Annotated in this window: 25 protein-coding genes; all 25 read left to right on the forward strand. The window is 36.1% G+C overall.

Features of this window, described 5'->3' with window-relative positions; all coding sequences use genetic code 11:
* Position 1: 1 nt before the first annotated feature.
* Entirely contained in the window at positions 2–2,017 is a 2,016-nt protein-coding gene (locus LG329_RS00655) for a chemotaxis protein CheW (RefSeq protein WP_404452642.1), read from the forward strand.
* A gap of 26 nt (positions 2,018–2,043) precedes the next feature.
* A complete protein-coding gene (locus LG329_RS00660; RefSeq protein ID WP_404452643.1) occupies positions 2,044–2,514 on the forward strand; it encodes a chemotaxis protein CheW in 471 nt (156 codons plus the stop codon).
* Positions 2,515–2,520: 6 nt separating this feature from the next.
* Entirely contained in the window at positions 2,521–3,159 is a 639-nt protein-coding gene (locus LG329_RS00665) for a chemotaxis protein CheC (RefSeq protein ID WP_404452644.1), read from the forward strand.
* Positions 3,152–3,649: a chemotaxis protein CheD gene (locus tag LG329_RS00670; protein ID WP_404452645.1), complete on the forward strand. Its 498-nt coding sequence runs from the start codon at positions 3,152–3,154 to the stop codon at positions 3,647–3,649. The genes LG329_RS00665 and LG329_RS00670 overlap by 8 nt, the downstream gene beginning before the upstream one ends.
* 645 nt (positions 3,650–4,294) lie before the next feature.
* Positions 4,295–5,068, forward strand: coding sequence for a FliA/WhiG family RNA polymerase sigma factor (locus LG329_RS00675; RefSeq protein ID WP_404452646.1), 774 nt, complete (start codon positions 4,295–4,297; stop codon positions 5,066–5,068).
* A 41-nt stretch (positions 5,069–5,109) separates the two neighbouring features.
* Complete coding sequence (locus LG329_RS00680; RefSeq protein ID WP_404452647.1) at positions 5,110–6,474, forward strand: DUF342 domain-containing protein; 1,365 nt, start codon at positions 5,110–5,112, stop codon at positions 6,472–6,474.
* 70 nt (positions 6,475–6,544) lie between these two features.
* Positions 6,545–6,988, forward strand: coding sequence for a DUF6115 domain-containing protein (locus LG329_RS00685; protein ID WP_404452648.1), 444 nt, complete (start codon positions 6,545–6,547; stop codon positions 6,986–6,988).
* Between the two features lie 188 nt (positions 6,989–7,176).
* Positions 7,177–7,923 carry a 30S ribosomal protein S2 gene (rpsB, locus tag LG329_RS00690; protein WP_404452649.1) on the forward strand — a complete coding sequence of 249 codons (747 nt, stop codon included), beginning with the start codon at positions 7,177–7,179 and terminating at the stop codon, positions 7,921–7,923.
* Between the two features lie 87 nt (positions 7,924–8,010).
* Entirely contained in the window at positions 8,011–8,895 is an 885-nt protein-coding gene (gene tsf / locus LG329_RS00695; RefSeq protein WP_404452650.1) for a translation elongation factor Ts, read from the forward strand.
* Between the two features lie 438 nt (positions 8,896–9,333).
* Complete coding sequence (gene pyrH, locus LG329_RS00700; protein WP_404452651.1) at positions 9,334–10,059, forward strand: UMP kinase; 726 nt, start codon at positions 9,334–9,336, stop codon at positions 10,057–10,059.
* Positions 10,059–10,616 carry a ribosome recycling factor gene (gene frr / locus LG329_RS00705; protein ID WP_404452652.1) on the forward strand — a complete coding sequence of 186 codons (558 nt, stop codon included), beginning with the start codon at positions 10,059–10,061 and terminating at the stop codon, positions 10,614–10,616. Before pyrH ends, frr begins: the two co-directional genes overlap by 1 nt.
* Positions 10,617–10,819: 203 nt before the next feature.
* On the forward strand, positions 10,820–11,587 hold the full coding sequence (locus tag LG329_RS00710) for an isoprenyl transferase (protein WP_404452653.1): 768 nt from the start codon (positions 10,820–10,822) through the stop codon (positions 11,585–11,587).
* A gap of 15 nt (positions 11,588–11,602) precedes the next feature.
* Positions 11,603–12,403 carry a phosphatidate cytidylyltransferase gene (locus tag LG329_RS00715; protein ID WP_404452654.1) on the forward strand — a complete coding sequence of 267 codons (801 nt, stop codon included), beginning with the start codon at positions 11,603–11,605 and terminating at the stop codon, positions 12,401–12,403.
* A gap of 116 nt (positions 12,404–12,519) precedes the next feature.
* Positions 12,520–13,776 carry an RIP metalloprotease RseP gene (rseP, locus tag LG329_RS00720; RefSeq protein ID WP_404452655.1) on the forward strand — a complete coding sequence of 419 codons (1,257 nt, stop codon included), beginning with the start codon at positions 12,520–12,522 and terminating at the stop codon, positions 13,774–13,776.
* Between the two features lie 113 nt (positions 13,777–13,889).
* Positions 13,890–18,179, forward strand: coding sequence for a PolC-type DNA polymerase III (locus tag LG329_RS00725; protein WP_404452656.1), 4,290 nt, complete (start codon positions 13,890–13,892; stop codon positions 18,177–18,179).
* A 257-nt stretch (positions 18,180–18,436) separates the two neighbouring features.
* Positions 18,437–18,907 carry a ribosome maturation factor RimP gene (gene rimP, locus LG329_RS00730; RefSeq protein WP_404452657.1) on the forward strand — a complete coding sequence of 157 codons (471 nt, stop codon included), beginning with the start codon at positions 18,437–18,439 and terminating at the stop codon, positions 18,905–18,907.
* A gap of 15 nt (positions 18,908–18,922) precedes the next feature.
* Positions 18,923–20,032: a transcription termination factor NusA gene (nusA, locus tag LG329_RS00735; RefSeq protein WP_404452658.1), complete on the forward strand. Its 1,110-nt coding sequence runs from the start codon at positions 18,923–18,925 to the stop codon at positions 20,030–20,032.
* Between the two features lie 12 nt (positions 20,033–20,044).
* The gene (rnpM, locus tag LG329_RS00740) at positions 20,045–20,326 is read left to right on the forward strand and encodes an RNase P modulator RnpM (protein ID WP_404452659.1); all 282 of its coding nucleotides are present in this window, start codon (positions 20,045–20,047) and stop codon (positions 20,324–20,326) included.
* Positions 20,316–20,627, forward strand: a complete 312-nt coding sequence (locus LG329_RS00745) for a YlxQ family RNA-binding protein (protein ID WP_404452660.1) — start codon at positions 20,316–20,318, stop codon at positions 20,625–20,627. Before rnpM ends, LG329_RS00745 begins: the two co-directional genes overlap by 11 nt.
* A 4-nt stretch (positions 20,628–20,631) precedes the next feature.
* On the forward strand, positions 20,632–22,734 hold the full coding sequence (infB, locus tag LG329_RS00750) for a translation initiation factor IF-2 (protein ID WP_404452661.1): 2,103 nt from the start codon (positions 20,632–20,634) through the stop codon (positions 22,732–22,734).
* Entirely contained in the window at positions 22,731–23,009 is a 279-nt protein-coding gene (locus LG329_RS00755; protein WP_404452662.1) for a DUF503 domain-containing protein, read from the forward strand. Before infB ends, LG329_RS00755 begins: the two co-directional genes overlap by 4 nt.
* Positions 23,010–23,102: 93 nt before the next feature.
* A complete protein-coding gene (gene rbfA, locus LG329_RS00760; protein ID WP_404452663.1) occupies positions 23,103–23,447 on the forward strand; it encodes a 30S ribosome-binding factor RbfA in 345 nt (114 codons plus the stop codon).
* Between the two features lie 101 nt (positions 23,448–23,548).
* Positions 23,549–24,436, forward strand: coding sequence for a tRNA pseudouridine(55) synthase TruB (gene truB, locus LG329_RS00765; protein ID WP_404452664.1), 888 nt, complete (start codon positions 23,549–23,551; stop codon positions 24,434–24,436).
* Positions 24,437–24,460: 24 nt separating this feature from the next.
* Entirely contained in the window at positions 24,461–25,399 is a 939-nt protein-coding gene (locus LG329_RS00770; RefSeq protein ID WP_404452665.1) for a bifunctional riboflavin kinase/FAD synthetase, read from the forward strand.
* Positions 25,400–25,545: 146 nt separating this feature from the next.
* The gene (gene rpsO, locus LG329_RS00775) at positions 25,546–25,815 is read left to right on the forward strand and encodes a 30S ribosomal protein S15 (protein ID WP_404452666.1); all 270 of its coding nucleotides are present in this window, start codon (positions 25,546–25,548) and stop codon (positions 25,813–25,815) included.
* Positions 25,816–25,836: the final 21 nt, after the last annotated feature.

Raw genomic sequence — 25,836 nt, forward strand, 5'->3', positions numbered from 1 at the left:
TATGGATACAACACAATATTTGGATGTGTTTATAGATGAAAGTAATGAACATCTTGAATCATTATATAAACAATTATTGGCACTCGAGAAGAATCCAACAGAGAAATCAATTATTGGTGAAATATTTAGATCTGCACACACACTTAAGGGTATGTCTGCCACGATGGGATATAATGATTTAGCAAATTTAACACACCAACTTGAAAATGTATTTGATGGAATAAGATATGAAAAAATCACAATTAAAACGGAAACCATGGATATTTTATTTGAAGCTGTTGATCATTTAAATGCAATGGTCGAAAGTATTGGAAGTGGCGGAGATGGTAAACGAAACGTAGAACAAATTATCGATTTTCTAAAAAAAGTGGAAAAAGGTGATCAAGCCGTTGCTGCAACAAAATCGAAGGCTTCAGAAAAAACTGAAGTAACGAATTCATTAGAGACTATTTCAGCGTTAGACGAATTCGAACTTTCGATATTGAATGAATCTGCTGAACGAGGATATACAAATTATGAGATAACCGTGCAGTTAAGAGAAGATTGTCTTCTAAAAGGAGCGCGTGTTTTTATGATCTTCGAGGTACTTGAAAAGCTTGGTGAAGTCATAAAATCAGAACCTCCTGTAAATGAATTGGAAGAAGAAAATTTCGAATATTCCTTCACTGTTTTATTTATATCAGAAAGCTTTAAAAATGATATTGAATCGAGTATTAATAAGGTTTCAGAAGTTGAAAAAGTAGTTGTTCATCCATTTTCAGTTCAATCATATAAAGAAAAGCAAACAGATAATGTCGAAGCGGAAGAACAAGTAAGCTCAGCTTTAGAGGAAAAATCAGATACACCGACAGTTACGAAGAAAAATACCAGCAAGACAATCAGAGTAAATATTGATCGTTTAGATATTTTGATGAATTTGTTTGAAGAACTGGTGATTGATCGTGGACGATTAGAACAGATTTCTACTGAGTTAAATCACAATGATTTACAGGATACGGTGGAAAGAATGTCTAGGGTTTCAAGTGATTTACAGAATATTATCTTGACTATGCGCATGGTTCCTGTTGATCAAGTTTTCAGTCGTTTTCCACGAATGATTAGGCAGCTTGCACGTGATTTAAGTAAAAATGTGGAAATTGAAATTGTCGGGGCTGAAACGGAACTGGATCGGACGGTTATTGATGAAATTGGTGATCCGCTTGTCCATTTAATTCGAAATGCAATGGATCATGGGATTGAAGCACCGAATGATAGAAAGAAAAAAGGAAAACCAGAACAAGGAACGATAAAATTACAAGCCTACCATAGTGGTAATCATGTATTTATAGAAATCTCTGATGATGGGGCGGGCATTAATAAGGATAAAGTTTTAAATAAAGCTATTTCAAATGATGTGATAACAGAAAGTCAAGCTGAAACCCTAACAGATCAACAAGTTTATGAACTTATCATGGCAAGTGGATTTTCAACTGCAGATACAGTTTCTGATATATCCGGCCGTGGTGTTGGTTTAGATGTGGTGAAAAATACTATTGAATCACTGGGTGGAAGTATTACAATTGATGCAAAACTAAACAAAGGGTCTACTTTCTCTATTCAATTACCTTTGACTCTATCAATCATGTCCGTACTTTTAGTAGAACTAAAAGATGAAAAATATGCAATTCCATTATCATCTATTATTGAAACGGCTATTATCCACAAAGATCAAATTATGCAGGCGCATAATAAGAAAGTAATTGATTTTCGTGGCCGAGTTGTACCATTGGTATTTTTAAATGATATTTTTTCAGTACCAAATGCGGCAGTAAATGATACGGACTATGTATCAATCGTTGTTGTAAAGAAGGGCGACAAGACAGCTGGACTTGTGGTAGATTCATTTATTGGTCAACAAGAGGTAGTTTTAAAGTCATTAGGTAACTATTTAACAAATGCATTTGCGATTTCCGGAGCTACGATATTAGGTGATGGACAGGTGGCATTAATTATCGATAGTAATGCATTAATTAGATAAAGCGCCATATACGAGGAGGAAGAAGAATGGAAAACCAAACTATTTTGGACAAAAAGGTAATTGTATTTCAACTTAATGATGAAGAATATGCTGTTTCTGTTCAACAGGTAGGCTCAATTGAACGTATGCAACCAGTAACCCGAGTACCACAAACTGCAGATTTTGTGAAAGGTGTAATTAATCTTCGAGGTGTCGTTACACCAATTATTGATTTGCGTATTCGTTTTGGTATTGTCCCACTTGATTTCCAGGATTCCACAAGAATTATTATTGTCTATATGAATGATATGGAAGTAGGATTAATTGTAGATGCGGCAAATGATGTAATTGACATTCCTGAGAGCTCTATTGAACCCGCACCTGAGGTTATTGGAACTGTTGACGTTGATTATATTGATGGTGTAGCTAAGTTAGAAAATCGTTTATTGATTTTATTAAATTTACAAAAAGTGCTTTCCCATGATGAAATGGATGCATTACGTAAAGTGGAAGGTTAATGCAACATGGATTTTAATAGTGGATTATCCAGCACACAATTGGATGTGCTGCAAGAGATTGGAAATATTGGCGCAGGAAATGCTGCGACATCGATGTCAAAATTACTAAATAAAAAGATAGATATGCATGTACCATCTGTCAAAATTATTGCCTTCGATGAGGTGATGGATATGATAGGTGGACCTGAAAATTTAATAGTAGCTATTCTGATTCGTATACAAGGGAACGCACCAGGGACTGTCTTTTTTATACTAACAGTCCCTGAAGCGGAGAATCTAGTTAGGCAAATCACTTCAGATTCACAGTTTAGGCTGTTTGGTGATCAACCACCGAGTGAACTCGCAATTTCCGCACTTCAAGAAGTAGGCAACATTCTAGCAGGTTCTTATTTGTCTGCATTATCCGACTTTACACGTATTAATATGCAACCATCTGTCCCGTCTTTAAGTATTGATATGGCAGGTGCAATATTGACGGTGGGATTATTGGAACTTTCTCAAGTTATGGATTATGCCATCATAATTGATACAACCATTAATGAAATGGAAACATCAAATGGTGTGAATGGTAAGTTTTTTCTGCTGCCAGATCCAGAATCGTTTGATCAAATCTTTGAATCATTAGGAATTAGTAACCATGAATGAAACACAAACAGTAATAAAAGTAGGAATTGCTGATTTAAAAATAGTAACTGCTCCGGATATTATACGAACATCAGGACTTGGATCTTGTGTAGGGGTTGTCATATATGATTTACAAAAGGAAGTAGCAGGCTTAGCACATGTCATGCTACCCGATTCAGCAATAGGTAAAAAGGACAATTTAAATTTATACAAGTATGCGGATACTGCAATTGATAGCTTAGTAGATCAACTATATGCATGTGGTGTACGAAAGAATGGCCTTCAGGCGAAGTTGGCTGGAGGAGCACAAATGTTTCAATTTACACCTTCTTCAGCCATGATGCGAATAGGACCAAGAAACATAGAAGCGGTTGAAGAAAAGTTGGTTCATCATCAGATACCTATTGTTTCATCAGATGTAGGGGGAAGTTGTGGTAGAACGATTGAATTTGATCCTGAATCAGGTAAACTTAAAGTACGTACTGTGCATAAAGGAGAGGCTTTTATATAGGCTGTTTTCGTAAGATTGTTGCTTTTAGAGAATAGATATGACTGCGACGTAGCTGCTATCTAAGTTAGATCTGTAGTACTGATAATGGAAACAAGTTACTAAGGCAGCCGCAGCCCGTATACACTTCGCTTTTCGCGGGCGGCTGGTGAGCCTCCTTGTGCTAACGCACTGCGTAGTCTCACCGATGCCTGTCCTCCCGCAGAAGTCTACGTGTATACGGGCTGCTGGTATAATATTTGCCAATAACTGAAAGAAATGACCAAGAATGCTTACGTAAATAGCTTTACCAGTCCAGCATCGTTCCGGGCGGTGACTCCTGCGGGAACAGCACGTGTCCGAAGACCCCGCAGAGTGGTTTTCTCGAGGAGGCTAAGGCCGTGCCCGCGGAAAGCATCCGCCCGGAACGATCCTGGACAGTAGCAATACACATGTCTTTGGAAATAAACCTAAAGTTAGGTCGCAATATATATCAACATGAAGATGAAATAGTAACAATGCGTACGAAAAGAGCTTTTATATAAAACCCCTTATGAAGACTCGGTATTCACCTTATCTTTATTAGTGAATGGCGAAATTTATTTTATACTTAATTCCTTAAAACTTTTATACTTTCCTTAAGTGGAACTAAAGGGAGGAGCACATAATATGAAAACGGATAAATCTCCTCTAGAGAAACAGCTATGGGACAATTGGTTAACTAGTCATGACCCGGATGCTGCTAATGAACTCATTAAAAATTATATGTATCTAGTGAATTTTCATGTAGAACGTATAGCAAGCCATCTACCCAAAAATGTAAATAAAGATGATCTGAAAAGTTTTGGCTTTATGGGATTATATGATGCACTCAAAAAATTCGAGCTAAGTAGGGACCTGAAGTTTGATACGTATGCTTCGTTTCGAATTAGAGGTGCTATTATTGATGGACTTAGAAAAGAAGATTGGTTACCTAGATCAATTCGTGAAAAAACCAAAAAAATCGAACAGGTTTCTGGACAGCTTGAACAAATTCACCAACGCAAACCTTCTTCTAGTGAAATTGCAAATGAATTAAGCATGACAGCACAAGAGGTTGAAACACATATAAGGGATTCCCTTTTCGCTAATATCTTATCTATAGAAGAGAAGCCAAAAGATGGTTTTAGTGATCATAAAGAAGGCATTGGATATTCAATTGCTGATGATACTTCGATATCTCCAGATAATCATTTAATTTCAAAAGAAGTCAATAAAGAACTAGCCACGAGTATAAAATCATTAAATGAAAACGAACAAATGGTTATAAGTTTATTTTATAATGACGAATTGACATTAACTGAAATTGGCCAAGTGCTGGACTTGACGACATCCAGGATTTCACAAATTCATAAAAAAGCAATCTTTAAGCTGAAAAACACGTTAACAAAAGTGCAAAATTAAATTAACTGTATGTTAGGAAGATTAATACGAGGAGAATCAACATGGAACGATTACAAACATACTTTTACATAACAGTCAGTGATGATCATCTTGTTGCTAGTTTGTATTGTTCAGATGAGTATCATGATGAAATAATGCTTCAGGAAGAAGATGTGTATCAATTTTTAAATGAAAACAAAATAAAGTATGGAATAGATAACGACATTGTTAAATTGCTTACCACCAAGCCAAATCAATCTGAATTTCCATTCACTATTGCGACTGGTTCTGATCCGCAACATGGAGTAAATGGAAGTGTGGAATATGAATTGAATTTTAGCAATGAAATTGTTAAAGCATCCAACTGGAACTTCCGTGATATTATGACAATACCAACTGTTAAAACTGGTCAAAAGATAGCTACCATGCACTTACCCTCAAAGGGTGAATCAGGTATGAGTATTTATGGTAATAAAATCCCAGCAAAACCTGGAAAGCCTGCAAGAATAAAAATTGGAAAAAACGTTGTGCTTCGAAAAGAAGACAACACGGTCTACGCTACTACAGAAGGCCAAATTAGTGTCTCAAATCTTGAAATACATGTCCATTCCGTATTTGAAGTAAGAGATAGTTTATCGATGAAAATTGGTAACCTCGATTTTATAGGCTCCATAGTAATTAGAGGAGATGTACCCCCAGGCTATAAAGTTAAAGCTGCAGGCGATATAAAAATTTTTGGTATGGTTGAAGCGTCCACAATTGAAGCGGGCGGGTCTATCTACATATCAGAGGGATTGGCTGGTATACAGAAAGGCTTGTTAAGAGCGAAGGAAAATGTGCATATAGGTTACATCAATCAAGGTAAGGTCTACACCGGAAAAGATTTATATGTTGAGAATTCAATTTTACATAGTGATTGTATAGTTGGAAAACAAGTCTTTTGTCAGAGAGGCAGTATCATCGGAGGAACATTATCAGCTGGTTCAACCGTAGAGGCAAAAGATATTGGGAACCGTTTGAGCAGCAGAACAGAAATTATTTTTGGTATTAATAAGTTGATAGATAACAAGGAAAAAGAGCTACTAGCTAAAAAGAAGGAAGTTTCGACTACTATCGAAAAATTAACCCTGCTTGGTGAAAAACTAAAAATAGAATCGAACCAACAAAATCCCAAGATTAGAATTATGCTTCTAAAACAACGTAATTCTCTTGAAAAAGCGAAAGAACAAGACATGTACATTGACGAGGAACTACGTCTTTTAGACTCTCATTTAGGTGATTTGGAATCCGCAGCATTGTATATTAGAGGTCAGGTACATTCAAATGTATTGATCACATTTGGTAAATATAAACGGAAAATTGACAACACGCACAGCTACGTCCAGATGAAATTAATTAAAAATGAAATTGTCATACAAACAATGTAAATTTTTAAATGTGGGATGTCGTTGATATAATGAAGAAAATCAGTCACATATACACGGATAGGTGGATTACATGACATCATTTTTATTAATCATAAGTTTTTTATTACACATTGTTGCATTTATAGCAATTTACCAATTATATAAACAGGCCCAATTACCTAAACAGGAAAGCACATCCCAGGATATGATGGAACTTTTTGAATTGTATTTGTCAGAGATTAAGGAAGAAAATAAACGCCTGGAAGAGACGCTATTGGATAGAAGAGAATACAATCCAAAGGGTGAGACAAATCCAATTCCACAATTTAAAGAAAAACCAGAACATCAAGAACATATAGCAGATGATACATATACAGCTCCGGAAGTTGATGATGACGTTCAGTATGAAACATCGTTACAGGCTAAGGTTCTACAATTGCATGATCAAGGGTTGGCAAGTGGGGAAATTGCTCGTAAATTGAATAAAGGTAAAACAGAAGTGGACTTAATTGTAAAATTACATGCAAAAAATTAGTATTAGGACTTGCTAGCTTACAATCCTTATGATATATTAATTCATGGTGCAAATACTATGTTCACTATAGTTTCGTGAACATATAACAAACCACACACGTTTGTCGATTTATGTAAGAGGTGCCTTTGACGGGTCCTTATATAAAAGTGACACAGACGGAGGAAAAAAACCAATAGGAGGAATTTATTATGTCAGTAATTTCTATGAAGCAATTACTTGAAGCTGGTGTACATTTTGGACATCAGACTCGCCGTTGGAATCCAAAGATGAAAAAATACATCTTTACAGAGCGTAACGGCATCTACATCATTGACCTACAAAAAACAGTTAAGAAGGTTGATGAAGCATACAAATACGTGAAGGAAATCGCCGCTGATGGTGGTACAGTTCTTTTCGTAGGAACTAAAAAACAAGCACAGGACTCTGTTCGTGATGAAGCGACTCGTTCTGGTATGTACTTTGTTAACCAACGTTGGTTAGGTGGTACGCTAACAAACTTCGAAACTATCCGTAAACGTATTGCTCGTCTTAAGAGTATCGAGCGTATGGAAGAGGATGGAACGTTTGAAGTACTTCCTAAAAAGGAAGTTGTAGACTTATTAAAAGAAAAAGATCGTTTAATGAAGTTCCTAGGTGGAATTAAAGAAATGAAAAAGCTACCTGATGCTATGTTCGTTATCGATCCACGTAAAGAACGCATTGCGATTGCTGAAGCGCATAAATTAAACATTCCAATCATTGGAATCGTGGACACAAACTGTGATCCTGATGAAATTGATTATGTAATCCCAGCAAATGATGATGCAATTCGTGCAGTAAAACTTCTTACTTCTAAAATGGCTGATGCTATCATCGAAGTTAAACAGAATGAAGAAGCTGAAAGAGCTGCAAATGAAGAAGAAGCTGCTGAACCAGTAGAAGCAGACAAAGAATAGTAATGTAAATGACTAGGTGATAAGGGGAAAAAGCCTTTTATCACCTTTTTTAAAGAGGATATTTAATATATTTTAGGAGGATTAATGATGGCAATTACTGCACAAATGGTTAAAGAATTACGCGAAAAAACTGGTGCTGGAATGATGGACTGTAAAAAAGCACTAACAGAAACTGATGGAAATATTGAACAGGCAATTGATTACTTACGTGAAAAAGGCGTAGCAAAAGCTGCTAAGAAGTCAGATCGTATTGCTGCTGAAGGGTTAACACATGTAGAAGTAGATAACAACACTGCTGCATTATTAGAAGTTAACTGTGAAACAGACTTTGTTACAAAAAACGACCAATTTAAATCACTTTTAACTAAATTAGGAAATCACATCCTTACACATAAACCAGCAACAGTTGAAGAAGCATTACAACAAGACATGGATGGCGAAGGAAACAATGTAGAATCTTATATCAACTCAGTTATAGCGAAGATTGGTGAAAAGATTTCTTTACGTCGTTTTGTTATCTTTACAAAAACAGATAACGATTCATTTGGTTCATACCTTCATATGGGTGGAAACATTGGTGTTTTGACACTTCTTGAAGGTACAACAGATGCGCAGGTAGCAAAAGATGTTGCAATGCATGTTGCTGCAGCTAATCCACTTCATGTATCACGTGACGCTGTTTCTGAAGACGAAGTTAACCGTGAACGTGAAGTATTAAAATCACAAGCGTTAAATGAAGGAAAACCAGAAAAAATCGTAGAAAAAATGGTCGAAGGTCGTTTAGGTAAATTCTTTGAAGATATTTGCTTATTAGAACAAAACTTTATTAAAGATCCAGATCAAAAAGTTAAAAAATTCGTTGCTGATAAAGGTGCAACAGTTAAATCATTTGTTCGTTATGAAGTTGGCGAAGGAATGGAAAAACGCGAAGAAAACTTTGCTGAAGAAGTTAGAAATCAAATAAATAAATAGACAAGAAAAGCGTAGGCGACTGGTCAGCGACGTACAAATAGATAGGAATGTGAAAAGTACGGTGAACTTTCCGTACGTTCATCAGGACTACCTATTTGCTAGTCGCTAGGAGCCGAAGCTAGACAAGAAAAGCGTAGGCGACTGGTCAGCGACGTACAAATAGATAGGAATGTGAAAAGTACGGTGAACTTTCCGTACGTTCATCAGGACTACCTATTTGCTAGTCGCTAGGAGCCGAAGCTAGACAAAACTAACGCAAAATTTTATATTTGTATTAACACAAGATAAGGGGGACACATGTTGTTCCCTTTTTCTCAAAGCATAAATTTTCTTAAGGATTTAAACAAAAGAAAAAATTCGCCATATACTACTTAAGTCGTGTGAATGACGAATTTTCTAACAGCAATATAAAAATTAAAAATTTCTATGGAGGTTATTATGACAGCAGCACGTTACCGTAGAATTGTATTGAAATTAAGTGGTGAAGCATTAAGCGGAGACCAGGGGTATGGACTAGATCCAAAAATCGTTCAGTCTGTAGCAGAACAGATAAAAGGTGTAGCAGAATTAGGTGTTGAAGTTGCAGTAGTTGTAGGTGGAGGTAATATCTGGCGTGGTAAGGTTGGAAGTGAAATGGGAATGGATCGTGCTAACGCTGACTATATGGGTATGCTTGCAACAGTAATGAATTCACTTGCACTTCAAGATAGTTTAGAAAACATCGGAATACCTACTAGGGTTCAAACATCAATTGAAATGCGACAGGTTGCAGAACCATATATTCGTAGAAAAGCAATTCGTCACTTAGAGAAAAAGCGTGTTGTCATATTTGCAGCTGGAACCGGAAATCCTTATTTCTCAACAGACACAACAGCAGCGCTTAGAGCAGCAGAAGTTGAAGCAGAAGTTATACTGATGGCGAAGAATAATGTAGACGGAGTTTATACAGATGATCCTAAATTAAACAAGGATGCAACTAAATACGAGAATCTATCCTATCTTGATATGATAAATGAAGGATTAGGTGTAATGGATTCTACAGCATCATCACTTTGTATGGATAATGACATACCACTTGTGGTATTCTCTATAACAGATGAAGGCAATATAAAGCGAGTTGTGCAAGGTGAAGTAATTGGAACTACAATAAGGGGGAAACAATAATGTCTGATGCGATTTTGAATCAAACGCATGAAAAAATGGCACAAGCTGTACGAGCATTTTCAAAAAACCTAGCAACAGTAAGAGCTGGAAGAGCGAACCCATCATTACTTGATAGTATATATGTAGATTATTATGGTGCTTCAACACCATTAAACCAATTAGCATCTATTTCCGCTCCAGAGGCTAGAATGTTACTTATCTCACCATTTGATAAATCTTCAGTTGGTGATATTGAAAAAGCTATTCAAAAAGCAGATTTGGGTGTCTCACCTTCAAATGATGGAAGTATTATTCGCATTGCTATTCCTGCACTAACTGAAGAACGCCGTAAAGACTTAGTTAAAGTAGTAGGAAAGTATGCTGAGGAAGCACGAGTTCAAGTAAGAAATGTACGTCGTGAATCCAATGATCAGCTGAAAAAAGCTGAAAAAAATGGTGATCTTACAGAAGATGAATTACGAAATGCACAGGATAGTGTGCAAAAAGAAACAGATACTAACATCAATGAAGTTGAAAAAATAGCTAAAAATAAAGAAAAAGAAATTATGGAAGTATAACATTTACAAACAACATGATAATCCCCCTAATTTTAGGGGGTTTTTGTTTTTTTGCTAAATCGTTATAATAATAGTAAGTAAACATGATATAATGAAAACTTATCATATATAACTATAACAATCATATAATTCTTTTATCCGACATATTGATGAACATGGAAAGGATTGTATATACACAATCAATCGTATTCGGAGGACAAATTATGTCAATGAAACTTCCCTTTTTTAAAAATAAACAAGAAGAAACAGACGATTCATGCAAGGTAGAAACAACAAATATACCAAAACATGTTGCAATAATCATGGATGGAAACGGGCGTTGGGCTAAGAAACGTGGACTTCCTAGAATTGCTGGACATAAAGAAGGCATGAATGTTGTTAAAGAAATTGTGCGGTCTGCTACACATTATAAAGTTGAAATCCTGACATTATATGCTTTTTCAACTGAAAATTGGAAACGACCTAAATCTGAAGTAGAATTTCTAATGAAATTGCCCAAAGAATTCCTACATACTTTCTTACCTGAATTAATAGAAAAAAATGTGCGAATTGATACAATTGGCGAGTTTGATGGACTACCAGTACACACAAAAGAAGCAATCCAATATGCTAAAGAACAAACAAAGGATAATGATGGCTTATTGTTAAACTTTGCTTTAAACTATGGTAGTAGATTTGAGATCATGCGTGCAATCAAACAAGTGTATACGGATATGGAGAATTCGGATTTATCGATCGATAAATTGGATGAAGAAACTTTCTCGAAATATTTATATACAAAAGGATTATCAGATCCCGATTTATTAATACGCACAAGTGGTGAACAGCGCTTAAGTAACTTTTTATTGTGGCAATTAGCTTATGCTGAATTTTGGTTCACGGATGTATTATGGCCAGATTTTAGTGAGGAAATTTTTAAAAGAGCCCTCCATGATTATCAACAACGGAAGAGACGCTATGGAGGTATTTAAGGTGTTGAATAATAGATGAAGCAACGAATTCAGACAGCAATTTTAGCATTAATTGTATTTGTACCACTCGTAATAATTGGTGGAGATGCCTTTACCATTTTCGTTTATATAATGGCAACGATTGCTCTGATTGAACTATTACGGATGCGGAAAGTTGGTAAGTATTCTATACCAGCAGTTCTTTCAATTGGTTTATTATGGTTATTGTTACCCAATGTTATTGCAGATGTTTATACAGAAGTTTGGTTTTCCAAATCAGAAATAATCATGTTATTCGTTATGTTGCTACTAAGCTATACCGTGTTAATGAATAATAAATTTAATTTTGAAGATGCTGGGTTTATTCTTCTAACAACTGTATATATAGGTATGGGATTCTTTTATTTAATTGAAACTAGAGATGGAAATCAATTATCAGGCCTATTAAACATTTTTTATGTTTTACTTGTTATTTGGGCAACTGACACTGCTGCTTATTTCTTTGGACGAGCATTTGGTAAAAGGAAATTATGGCCCAAAATTAGTCCCAACAAAACGATTGAAGGAGCACTTGGTGGAATATTACTAGCAATAGTCGTGGGAATCGTATTTCAACTAGTAACATCATTTAGTGACTTTTCCATGATTGTCGTAATTGCTGTAACGATCCTTGTATCCATTTTCGGACAAATTGGTGACCTTGTAGAGTCAGCGTTTAAACGCCATTATGGTGTCAAAGATTCAGGGGACATTCTTCCAGGTCATGGTGGTATTTTAGACCGATTAGATAGTTTATTATTTGTTTTACCATTGCTGCATTTTATTCATTTCATATAACAAATAGACATTTGTACAAAATACTTGAATCAGTTAATAGGTAAAGGGTACACTTAATTGATGCAGTATAAATCGAAATGTTATCAACCTATGTTTATCAAAGGAAGGTGCTTTATTTGACCACAGTTATTGCGTTTATTCTTATGTTTGGTTTACTCGTGTTTATCCATGAGTTAGGTCACTTAATTTTTGCTAAACGTGCTGGAATGTTGGCTCGTGAATTTGCAATTGGATTTGGACCGAAGATATTTGCTTTTACAAAAAACGAGACTGTTTACACGATCCGATTACTTCCTATAGGTGGATATGTTCGCGTTGCTGGTGAAGACCCGGAAATAGTGGAATTAAAACCTGGTCATCATATTGGAATTGAATTTAATGATGAAGATAAAGTTAACAAAATCATTGTAAATAATAAATCTAAACACCCAAACGCTCGTGTGATTGAAGTAGAGCGTGCAGATTTAGACCATGATTTAATCATCGAAGGTTATGAAATAGATGAAGAAGAACGTTTACGATTTAACGTAGACCCTAAAGCATTCTTTATAATGGATGAAAAAGAAACACAGATAGCACCTTATGATCGGCAGTTTGCTTCTAAAAGCATTGGGAAACGGGCGATGCAATTGTTCGCTGGACCAATGATGAACTTTCTTTTAGCCATTTTCATCTTCTTTCTTTTAGGCTTTATTCAAGGAGTACCGACAGAGGAAGCAATGCTTGATGGAATTCAACCAGACAGTCCCGCTGAAGAAGCTGGGTTTCAATCGGGCGATGAAGTAATTGAAGTAGAAGGAAATTCGATTAGTACTTGGGAAGAATTCACCGAAATAGTTCAAGAAAATCCCGAAGAGTCACTTTCTATGAAGGTGGAACGCGAAGGGGAAATTGTTGATATTACCGTCGTCCCACGTGAATATGAAACACCTGCCGGTACCATAGGTCAAGTAGGTGTGGGCCATGCTTTTGAAAAATCGTTCGGTGGAACAATACAATATGGCATCACAAAAACCTATGAGATAACAAAGCTTATTTTGACTAATCTGGGGATGTTGGTTACTGGTCAGTTACCAATTGAAACGCTATCTGGTCCAGTTGGTATTTATGATGCAACAGACCGTGTTGTACAAACTGGTTTCATGAACTTCTTAATGTGGACCGCAATATTAAGCATTAACTTAGGTATCGTGAATTTAGTTCCATTGCCAGCACTTGATGGTGGTCGATTATTATTCGTCGGAGTTGAAGCTGTACGCGGTAAACCAATAGATCCACAAAAAGAGGGTATTGTTCATTTTATTGGATTTGCGTTGTTAATGTTATTAATGATCGTTGTTACCTGGAACGATATTCAACGATTATTCTTATAAGAACGAGGAAAAGCAAACCTATATTAAAGTAAAAGCAAACCCTTGTCTAACTAAATCAGGCAAGGGTTTTCAAACTTTGAATTTAGTCTGTCTGCTGTATGGGGGGAAAAGTTATGGATTTATCAAAAACGGAAAAAATGGACGTATTGTTAAAACAGCTTCAGCTATCCGAAGATTCTATTACAAATTACTTTAAAAGTAGTCAATTAGTTCGGCTTGAAGTATATAAGCAATTGAAAAAATGGCATTTTCATATACAAATTGAAAAAATGCTTCCTATCGAAGTATATCAAGTATTTACAACAAAATTAACAGATTCATTCAGCCAAATTGCAGAAGTAGATTGGACGATTTATACAGAAAATAATGAGAATAACGATGTAGTTATCTGTGATTACTGGCAGAACTTTTTGCAATCAATAGCAAACATATCTCCGGCATATAAGGAGCTAATCCATAATCAAGTACCTGCCGTTCAGAATAATAAGCTATCCATTACAGCCAGAAATGAGGCGGAGGCGGCAGCATTAAGAAAACGATTGGAAGCTGCTTTTAGGTTGTATTGTAGTAAGGTGGGGGCTAAAGCCTACCAACTAGAGATTAATGTTAAAACGGAAGATAAAGATCTACAGGAATTTCGTAAACAGAAAGCTAAGGAAGACCAGGAAATCATTTTAAAAACCGTGATTGAGAAAGAAAAACGTGAGAAAAATGGTTTGGAAAAACAAAATAAGCCATTTTCAATTGGCTACGGTATTCCTGATGAACCAATGGAGATGGAATTGATACAGGATGAAGAACGTCGTGTTACGGTTCAGGGGTATGTTTTCTTTGTTGATATTCGTAAGTTGCGTTCTGGTCGAAGTTTATTAATTGCCAAGGCAACAGATTACACCGACTCCTTACAAATAAAAATGTTCTCAAAGAATGATGAGGATGTAGAAAAGTTTGAACAACTCAAACAAGGTATGTGGGTAAAAGCAAGGGGAAGTATACAAACAGATATGTATTCGAATGAACTTGCAATGATGGCGAATGATATGCTGGAGGTAAAAGTTGAGACTAAAGCAGATACAGCACCGGAAGATCATAGACGAGTAGAATTGCATGCACACACAACGATGAGTCAAATGGATGCAGTCGTATCCCCTGGCAGACTAGTTGAACAAGCAGCAAAATGGGGGCATAAGGCTATTGCCATTACTGACCATGCTGGTGTACAAGCTTACCCTGAGGCACATGCAGCAGGGGGGAAACATGGAATTAAAATCATTTACGGGGTGGAAGCAAATTTAGTAGATGACGGTGTCCCCATCGCATACAACGAAATTGACATTAAGTTAGAAGACGCAACATATGTTGTTTTTGACGTGGAAACTACTGGATTATCAGCTGTTTACGATACGATTATAGAGCTTGCCGGTGTTAAAATAAAAAACGGAGAGATAATTGACCGTTTTGAATCGTTTGCTAATCCACATCACCCATTATCTGAAACTACGGTTAATTTAACTGGGATCACAGATGATATGGTTCAGAATGCACCAGAAATTGGTGATGTATTAAATGACTTTAAAGAATGGGCACAAAACGATATTTTAGTCGCACATAATGCAAGCTTTGACATGGGGTTTTTAAATGAAGGTTATAAAAAAATAAATCAAGATAAAGCATCAAATCCTGTTATAGATACACTTGAACTAGCACGTTTTTTATTTCCTGAGTTAAAGAATCACCGTTTAAATACACTTTGTAAAAAACTGGATATTGAACTCACGCAGCATCACCGTGCGATATATGACGCTGAGGCAACAAGTTATTTATTATGGAAAATGGTTCAGGAGTTATTGGAAAAAGAGATCACGAACCACAATCATTTAAATAAACATATGGGTGAAGGAAATGCATACCAACGATCACGACCACAACATTGTATATTACTCGCTAAAAACCAAGAAGGATTAAAAAACATTTATAAATTGGTTTCCCATGCACATATTGATTATTTTTATCGGGTTCCTAGAATCCCTAGATCAAAGCTACAAAAGCTACGTGAAGGAATTTTGGTAGGTTCAGCATGTGATAAAGGTGAAGTGTTTGAAACGATGATGCAAAAATCAAAAGAGGAAGCTGAGAAAGTTGCTGAATTCTATGATTATATTGAAGTTCAACCACCTGCTAATTACGCTCATCTGATTGAAAAAGAATTGGTGCAGAACGAAGCGCAAATTTTCGATATCATTTCAAATTTAGTTGATATGGGAAAACGGATGGACAAATTAGTAGTAGCAACAGGGAATGTTCATTATGTTAATGAACATGAGAAACTATATAGACAGATATTGATTTCTTCACAAAATGGTAATCCTTTAGCAAGACAGACTTTACCGGATACGCCATTTAGAACGACGAATGAAATGGTGGACAGTTTTCATTTTTTAAACGACGAAACGAAACAAGAAATTGTTGTTACGAATTCAAACAAATTAGCAGATTCTATTGAAGAGTTATCACCAGTAAAAGATGGTTTATATACGCCTACGATTGAAGGGGCAGATCAAGAAATCCGAGATTTAAGCTATAACCGGGCTAAATTGATTTACGGAAAAGAGCTGCCAGAAATAGTGGTGGAACGTCTTGAAAAAGAATTAAGTAGCATTATCGGACATGGATTTGCTGTTATTTATCTGATATCCCATAAACTAGTTAAGAAATCATTAATTGATGGATATTTAGTTGGCTCAAGGGGTTCAGTAGGTTCATCCTTTGTCGCAACCATGACGGAAATAACAGAAGTAAATCCTTTACCACCACATTATGTCTGCGAGGAATGCCATTATTATGAGTTTATTACAGATGGTTCGGCCGGTAGTGGATTTGACCTTTCTGATAAATCCTGTCCGAATTGCGAAGCAGAATTAAATAAAGACGGTCAGGATATTCCATTTGAAACATTTTTGGGCTTTAAGGGAGATAAGGTTCCCGATATTGATTTGAACTTCTCTGGTGCGTACCAACCTAAAGCACACAATTATACGAAAGAATTATTTGGAGAAGACAATGTATATCGTGCGGGAACGATTGGTACGATTGCCGAGAAAACAGCTTATGGATATGTTAAAGGTTACGCATCTGATAAACAGTTAGTCTATAAAAATGCAGAAGTAGACCGATTAGTTCAGGGATGTACTGGGGTAAAACGTACCACAGGACAACACCCTGGCGGAATTATTGTTGTACCTGATGATAAAGAAATATTCGATTTCACACCAATTCAATTTCCGGCAGATGATCGGAATAGTGAATGGAAAACGACACATTTTGATTTTCATTCCATTCATGATAACTTGTTGAAGCTAGATATACTTGGGCACGATGATCCAACTGTTATACGTATGCTTCAGGATTTAAGTGGAATTGATCCAAAAACAATTCCGACGGATGACGAAGGGGTTATGAAATTATTTTCTGGTACAGAGTCAATCGGTGTTTCGGAAGAACAAATCAATTGTAAAACTGGAACATTAGGCGTGCCTGAATTCGGTACAAAATTTGTTAGACAAATGCTAGAAGATACTAAACCGAAAACATTTGCAGAGCTTGTCATTATTTCAGGACTGTCCCACGGTACAGATGTTTGGCTAGGAAATGCACAAGAGCTAATAAACGACGGAATCTGTACACTTCCTGACGTTATTGGGTGTCGGGATGATATTATGGTTTACTTGATGCATAAGGGCTTAGATGCATCACTAGCATTTAAAATAATGGAGTTTGTTCGTAAGGGTAAAGGTTTACAAGATGAATGGATTACAGAAATGAAGAAACATGATGTACCTGATTGGTACATTGAATCATGTAAAAAAATTAAGTATATGTTTCCGAAAGCACATGCGGCAGCATATGTACTGATGGCAGTTCGTATAGCCTATTTCAAGGTCCATTATCCAGTTTTCTTTTATGCCGCATACTTTACCGTGCGAGCTGGTGATTTTGATTTGGATACAATGGTCAAAGGATCTAGTGCCATTCGTACGCGGGTAGAAGGAATCGCAATAAAAGGAAATGATGCAAGTCCAAAAGAAAAAAGTTTAATGACTGTATTGGAAATAGCTTTGGAAATGAATGAACGAGGATTGAATCTTCAGCGGGTTGACTTGTATAAATCAAGTGCAACTGAATTTATTGTCGATGGTGATAGTCTAATACCACCTTTTAACGCAGTAGATGGACTTGGTACCAACGCGGCGCTAAACATCGTAAAAGCTCGTTCGGAAGGAGAATTCCTATCCAAAGAGGATCTCCGGGAACGAAGTAAGATATCAAAGACTGTATTAGAGTACTTGGATAACCATGGCTGTTTAGAAGGCATGGCAGAAAAAAACCAGTTGTCTTTATTCTAGAAACCTATACTCAATCACGTGTATCTTGCTTAAAGTGTAGAAGTGTGATATAGTTTTATTGGTAAGAAATGATACGAACGGTTAAAAGAGTGGGAGATCCCCACTCTTTCTTCATACTACCAGCCCGCTTTTAAGAAATCCCCTTGCCTCATTAACCGGCAGGGGGTTTATTTTGAAAAAACATAAGGGCTTGAAATGAAAATTGGTAGTTTTGTTCATAATAAGAAATAACTACAACTGAATAGAGGAGGATTGTTTTGAGTTCCCAAGTGATTATAAATGCAGAAAACTTGTTGCAACCGATCCTGGAGGAAAAAAATCTGGAATTAGTCGATATTGAATATGTTAAAGAAGGTAAAAACTGGTTTCTACGTATCTATATCGATAAAGAAGGTGGGATTGATATAGCAGAATGTGGAGACGTTTCGGAAAAGCTTAGTGAAAAGTTAGACGAAACAGATCCAATCACAGATGCTTATTTTCTTGAAGTTTCATCACCAGGCGTAGAAAGACCTCTTAAAACAGAAAGTGATTTTGTGAAAAATGTAAATAAAAATGTTTTTGTCAAGCTATATGAACCAATTGACGGCGGTAAAGAGTATGAAGGAATCTTAATCGATTTCACCGATAATATTGCAAGTATAGAATACAAAATAAAAACAAGAAAGAAAGTCGTTGAAATTCCGTTTAATAAAATTGCTAAAGCAAGAATAGCAGTCACGTTATAAAGGGGGAAAAGAATAGTGAGCAGTCAGTTGTTTGACGCGATTGATTATTTAGAAAAAGAAAAAGGTATTAATAAAGAGGTTCTATTAGAAGCATTAGAAGCAGCTTTGATTTCTGCTTATAAGAAAAACTTTAAGTCTGCATCAAACGTTCGTGTTGATTTGGATGAAAATGCTGGAACCATGCGTGTATTTTCAAGAAAAGCAGTTGTAGAGGAAGTTGAAGATATACAAGAAGAAATCTCTTTAGAAGAAGCAAAACAAATAGATCCTAACTATGCTGTAGAGGATGTTATTGAAATTGAGGTAACTCCAAAGGATTTTGGAAGAATTGCTGCTCAAGCTGCAAAACAGGTAGTTACGCAACGAGTGCGTGAAGCTGAACGTGGTGTAATCTTTAGTGAATATGCAGATCGGGAAGAAGATGTAATGACGGGAATTATTCAACGCTTGGATCCACGGTTTGTATATGTGAATCTGGGTAAAGTTGAAGCGAAATTGCCTGAGGCAGAACAAATGTCTGTTGAAGAATACCATGTTCATGATCGCTTAAAAGTTTTTGTTACAAAAGTGGAAAATACAAGCAAAGGGCCGCAAATCTATATTTCCAGATCGCACCCTGGTTTATTAAAGCGTTTATTTGAAATGGAAGTACCTGAAATTTATGATGGTACAGTTGAGATTAGGTCAGTTGCACGTGAAGCAGGAGATCGTTCTAAAATCTCTGTATATGCCGGTGATCCGGAAGTAGATCCTGTTGGCTCGTGTGTAGGTCAAAGAGGACAACGTGTACAAGCGATTGTAAATGAACTAAAGGGTGAAAAAATTGATGTTGTAGAATGGTCAGAAGATCCTGTAGTTTATGTTTCAAATGCGCTGAGTCCTTCAAAGGTAGTCGAAGTGCTTGTAGATGAGGAAGCAAAAGCTACAACGGTTGTTGTTCCTGACTATCAACTATCACTTGCAATTGGTAAGCGAGGACAAAACGCTCGTTTGGCTGCAAAACTCACTGGTTGGAAGATTGACATAAAGAGTGAATCTGAAGCACTTGAAGAAGGGTTATTGAACCAATCTACTGATGAGAGCAGTACTTATTCTGACGATGATGAAGAAGACCTGTTTGAATAAGGAGGATGTCTAATGGCACAAACAAGAAAAATTCCTCAGAGAAAATGTATTGTAACAAATGAGATGAAATCCAAAAAAGAATTGATCCGCATTGTGCGAAATAAAGATGGAGAGGTTTTCGTGGATGAAACCGGAAAGAAAAATGGCCGTGGTGCATATTTATCAAGAGATATAACCGTAATTGAAAAGGCTGAAAAAAATAATGTGTTAAACCGACATTTAAATACACAGGTTGACGCATCCATTTTTGATGAACTAAAGCAAGTGATTTCAGGGAAAAACAATGAAAAGTAATTATTTGAATATGATTGGTCTGGCTGTCAGGGCTAGAAAATGTTCATTAGGTGAAGAAGTAGTAAAAGATATAAGAAAGCAACGGGCGAAACTTGTTTTATTGGCTAGCGATACTGGCCCACAAACAAGAAAAAAAATCACGGACAAATGTAAAACATATGAAATACCTTTACGAGTAGTAGATGACAAAGAGACATTGTCAAATGCTATTGGTAAATCAGAAAGAGTAGCAATTGCAATTTTAGATGCAGGTTTTGCCACTAAGATAAAGTCGTTACTCGATAATTCTATTCGGGGGTGAACGTATGACTAAAATGCGCGTATATGAATATGCAAAAGAAAAAAATACGACAAGCAAAGATGTCATTCAAAAGTTAAAGGATTTAAATGTAGAAGTTTCTAACCACATGTCTACTATTTCAGATGATATAAAAGGTAAGCTAGATGATAAGTTTAAACCTAAACAACAATCAAACTCATCTAATACCAATAAAAAACCTGAGAATAAAAATGTGAAAAAGCAAGAAAATAGAGGGAAACCTTCAAACAATCAACCAAATCAAAGAAATAACAGAAATCAACCAAATAAGCAACGTAATAAAAAAGGCAATTACAACAAAACAGCTCAAAAGCAACAACCAGCTGTAAAAGAAATGCCTAAAGAGATTAAGTATAGTGAAACATTAACTGTAAGTGAGCTTGCATCAAAATTGTATAAAAAAGAAGCGGAGATCATCAAAAAGTTAATGGGTCTTGGTGTAATGGCTACCAAAAATCAGAATCTTGATGATGATACTGTTGAAATGATCTGTGAAGATTTTGGTGTTGCGGTTGAAAAGGAAATTATTTTAGAAGATACTAATTTTGATAAATATATACAAGAAGAAAACGAAAGTGATTTAGTAGAGCGTCCTGCAGTAGTTACGATTATGGGACATGTTGACCATGGTAAAACTACATTATTGGATTCCATTCGTCATACGAAGGTGACAGAAGGTGAAGCAGGTGGAATTACGCAACACATTGGTGCTTACCAAGTAGAAAATGAAGGCAAAAAAGTAACTTTTCTAGATACACCTGGTCACGCAGCATTTACAAGTATGCGTTCTAGGGGAGCACAAGTTACCGATATAGCTGTTTTAGTTGTTGCTGCTGATGATGGTGTAATGCCACAAACAGTTGAAGCAATTAACCATGCGAAAGCAGCTGAAGTACCAATTATCATTGCAGTAAATAAAATGGATAAAGAAGGCGCAAATCCTGATCGTGTTATGCAGGAGTTAACAGAGTATGAACTTGTTCCAGAGGATTGGGGCGGGGATACAATTTTTGTTCATCTTTCTGCTGTTAAACGAGAAGGTATTGATGATTTACTAGAAATGATTTTGCTTGTCTCTGAAGTGGAAGAGTTAAAAGCAAACCCTAAATCAAATGCATTTGGTACAGTTATCGACGCTCAACTTGATAAAGGTCGAGGTCCAGTCTCAACGTTACTAGTTCAAAATGGTACATTACGAGTTGGGGATTCCATTGTAGTTGGAAATACCTTTGGACGAATTCGTGCAATGGTAAGTGACCTTGGTAAACGTGTTAAGGAAGCAGGTCCTTCAACTCCTGTAGAGGTAACCGGATTAAATGATGTTCCACTAGCGGGTGACCAGTTCCTAGTATTTGATGATGAGAAAAAGTCACGTCAAATTGGTGAAGCTCGTCAGCAAAAACACATTCAAGAAAATCGCGGAGAGCAATCAAAAGTTAGTTTAGATGATTTATTTGAACAAATTAAGCAAGGACAAATGAAAGAAATTAATATTATCATCAAAGCAGACGTCCAAGGCTCTGTTGAAGCATTAGCGGCCTCACTTCGAAAAATTGAGGTTGAGGGTGTTAAAATTAAAATCATTCATACAGGTGTTGGAGCAATAACAGAATCCGATATCATTCTTGCATCTGCATCTAATGCGATTGTAATTGGCTTTAACGTGCGCCCTGATGTTAATGCTAAAAAGACCGCAGACTCTGAAAAAGTAGAGGTTCGCCTACATCGGGTTATTTATAACGCGATTGAAGAAGTAGAATCTGCAATGAAAGGTATGCTTGATCCAGAATACGAAGAAAAAGTTATTGGGCAAGCAGAAGTACGTGAGATCTTCAAGGTGTCGAAAATTGGAACAATTGCTGGAAGTTATGTAACAGAGGGTAAATTGACCCGTAATTCGGGCGTGCGTGTCATTCGTGATGGTATTGTGCAATTCGAAGGTGAACTTGATACGTTAAAACGTTTTAAAGATGATGCCAAAGAGGTGGCACAAGGTTATGAATGTGGTATTACTGTCAAAAACTTTAACGATATTAAAGAAGGCGATGTAATTGAAGCCTACGTCATGCAAGAAATTGAACGCAAATGATCTTAATTGCGGAAGTAGAGTGTATGTTGTACAACACGCATTCATTGAAGGATAAACGTTCTGTTCTGAAAAGAATTATGAATAAATTGAGAAAAGATTTTAACGTAGCCATTACAGAACTTGATTATCATGATTTGTGGCAACGAACGAAATTCGGGATTGTTACTATTTCTACTAGTCATACACATGCAGAACAAGTTATCCAGGAGGTATTCCGTGTGATGGACGAATACTCCGAATTAGAACGTACCATTACGCAAGTTGAAAGAATTTAATTGTTTTACACTTAAGAAAAGTACAGTATAAGGAACGTTGATTATCGCTATGAAAGAGATATATGTAGCGTTTCAAATTAAGAGGTGACTGTAATGAGTGAAGTGCGTGCGAACCGTATTGCAGAACAAATGAAAAAGGAACTCGGTGAAATTATTAGCCGGAAACTTAAAGATCCACGAGTAGGTTTTGTTACTGTTACGGATGTTGAGGTTACAGGTGATTTGCAACAAGCAAAAATTTTCATTTCTGTATTAGGAGACGAAAAGCAAAAACATGACACATTAGTTGGTCTGGCAAAAGCGAAAGGATTCATCCGGTCAGAAATTGGTCAAAGAATTCGATTACGTAAAACACCAGAACTTGTTTTTGAATTTGATGAAGCTCTAGAATATGGTAACCGAATTGAAACTATTTTACGTGATTTAAATAAAAAGTAACGATGACAATATGGAGATCTGACGCCTGTAATAAATAAATGCAGGGTCAGATTTTTCCTTGTAATATAGCGGAGTTTTTCAATGATAGGGAGGCAATTTCAATGAATGGCATCTTACCATTATGGAAGCCTAGAGGAATGACATCACATGATTGTGTAGCAAAAATCCGTAGATTATTCCGAACAAAAAAGGTTGGGCATACAGGAACACTTGATCCAGAGGTAGAAGGAGTTCTTCCAATCTGTATAGGACAGGCCACAAAAATTGTACCTTATTTAACTGAAACTAAAAAAGTATACATAGCAGAGCTTTCGTTGGGAACGTCAACTGACACAGAAGACGCACATGGTAAAGTTATGGATAATAAAGAATTTAAGCATATACCTTCACTTGAAGAAATAGAGACGGTATTAAACAAATTTAGAGGACAAATTATTCAAACCCCACCCATGTATTCTGCTGTAAAAGTTAATGGGAAAAAATTATATGAATATGCGCGCGCTAATGAAGCCGTCGAACGGCCAAAAAGGGAAGTAAGTATTCATCAATTACAATTTTTAGGGATAAATGAAAACCGTATCAAACTAAAAATTGTGTGTTCAAAAGGGACATATATTCGAACATTATGTGTTGATATTGGTCAATCGCTTGGTTATCCTGCACACATGTCAGATTTGGTTAGAATGGAAACAGGCTCCTTTACGAAGGAAGAAACTGTCACCTTTGAGCAAATAGAAGAAAAAGTTGAATTACAGGAACAGACAGATTTGTTATTACCAATAATTAGAGGTTTATCACACTTGGATCACTATGAAGTTGATGCGGAAACTTGTAAGAAAGTTCTTTTTGGCCAAAAACTTACAAGACCTATGATAAACTTAAAAACAAATCCATTTATTATTTTATATCAAAAGGAAATACTAGCGATCTACCAAATACATCCTGACAACAAGGATCAAATTAAGCCAGTTCGAGTTTTTCATAGTTGATATAGAAAAGTGTAGGTGAAAATAATGAGAACCATTGAGTTAACATATCCACACACGTTAGTACTAGAGGAACTTCCAAAAACGGTTGCTGCAATTGGATTCTTCGATGGCATACATAGAGGGCATCAAAAAGTAATTCAGACTGCTGTAACGAAAGCGAAGGAATCCAATATGGAAAGTGCAGTTATCACATTCCATCCACATCCATCGGTTATATTAAAAAAAGAAAAAGTACATGTACAGTACATTACACCAATTCGGGAAAAACAAGAAATTTTACAACAAATGGATGTTGACAGACTATATATTATTACATTTTCTAAGGAACTTGCATCCCTGAGCCCCCAGGAGTTTATTGATCATTTTATCATTGGGTTAAACATTCAGCATCTTGTTGCTGGATTTGATTTTACATATGGTCATAAAGGTGAAGGAAACATGAATATGATTCAATCACATTCTAGGAATGCATTTGATCATACTACGATAGATAAAATTGAGCTAGATGATGAAAAAGTTAGTTCCACTAAAATTCGATCTCTTTTATCAGAAGGAAATGTTGCCAAGGTAAATGAATACCTTGGCAGGAACCTCTCGGTGTATGGAACTGTCATAGATGGAGATAAGCGTGGGCGCGAAATCGGCTTTCCCACTGCAAACTTTAAGATCAATCCTGACTTTTTACTACCGAAAATTGGTATTTATGCAGTTAAAGTTATCTATAAAGGTGAGGAATATGAAGGCATGGCTAATTTAGGGCTAAACCCAACATTTAAGGATGGCGAAACAAAGCCAACATTAGAGGTTAATATCTTTGACTACTCTAATGACCTATATGGTGAAGAATTACAAATTGAATGGTGTACCTACATTCGTGAAGAGAAGAAATTTGACGGGGTTAATGACCTAATCGAAGCGATTAAAAATGATGAAAAAGAAGTTAGAAAGTACTTTTCCAGTTAATTTTAATCATTTAATTTTATAGTATCACTTGCAATTTTGTTAAATTAGATGTACGCTTAACAACGTAAAACCATTGCTTGGCAAAACGACACTCCGACGTTTGCTAGGGAATTGGGGCTATGAAATTATAATAGGAGGTGAACCTAATGGCTATCACAAAAGATCGTAAGAATGAAATCATTAATGAATATAAGGTTCATGAAAATGATACGGGATCTCCAGAAGTACAAATTGCTGTACTTACTGCTGAAATCACAACATTAAATGATCATTTACGTACACACAAAAAAGATCACCACTCACGTCGTGGTTTATTGAAAATGGTTGGTAAGCGTCGTAACTTACTTAACTATCTACGTAATAATGATGTTACTCGTTATCGCGAACTAATTAAAAGACTTGGTTTACGTCGATAATTTATTTAAAAAGCGGGAGAA

Source organism: Virgibacillus necropolis, from assembly GCF_044793635.1.
GTDB classification, from domain to species: Bacteria; Bacillota; Bacilli; order Bacillales; family Amphibacillaceae; genus Virgibacillus_F; species Virgibacillus_F necropolis_A.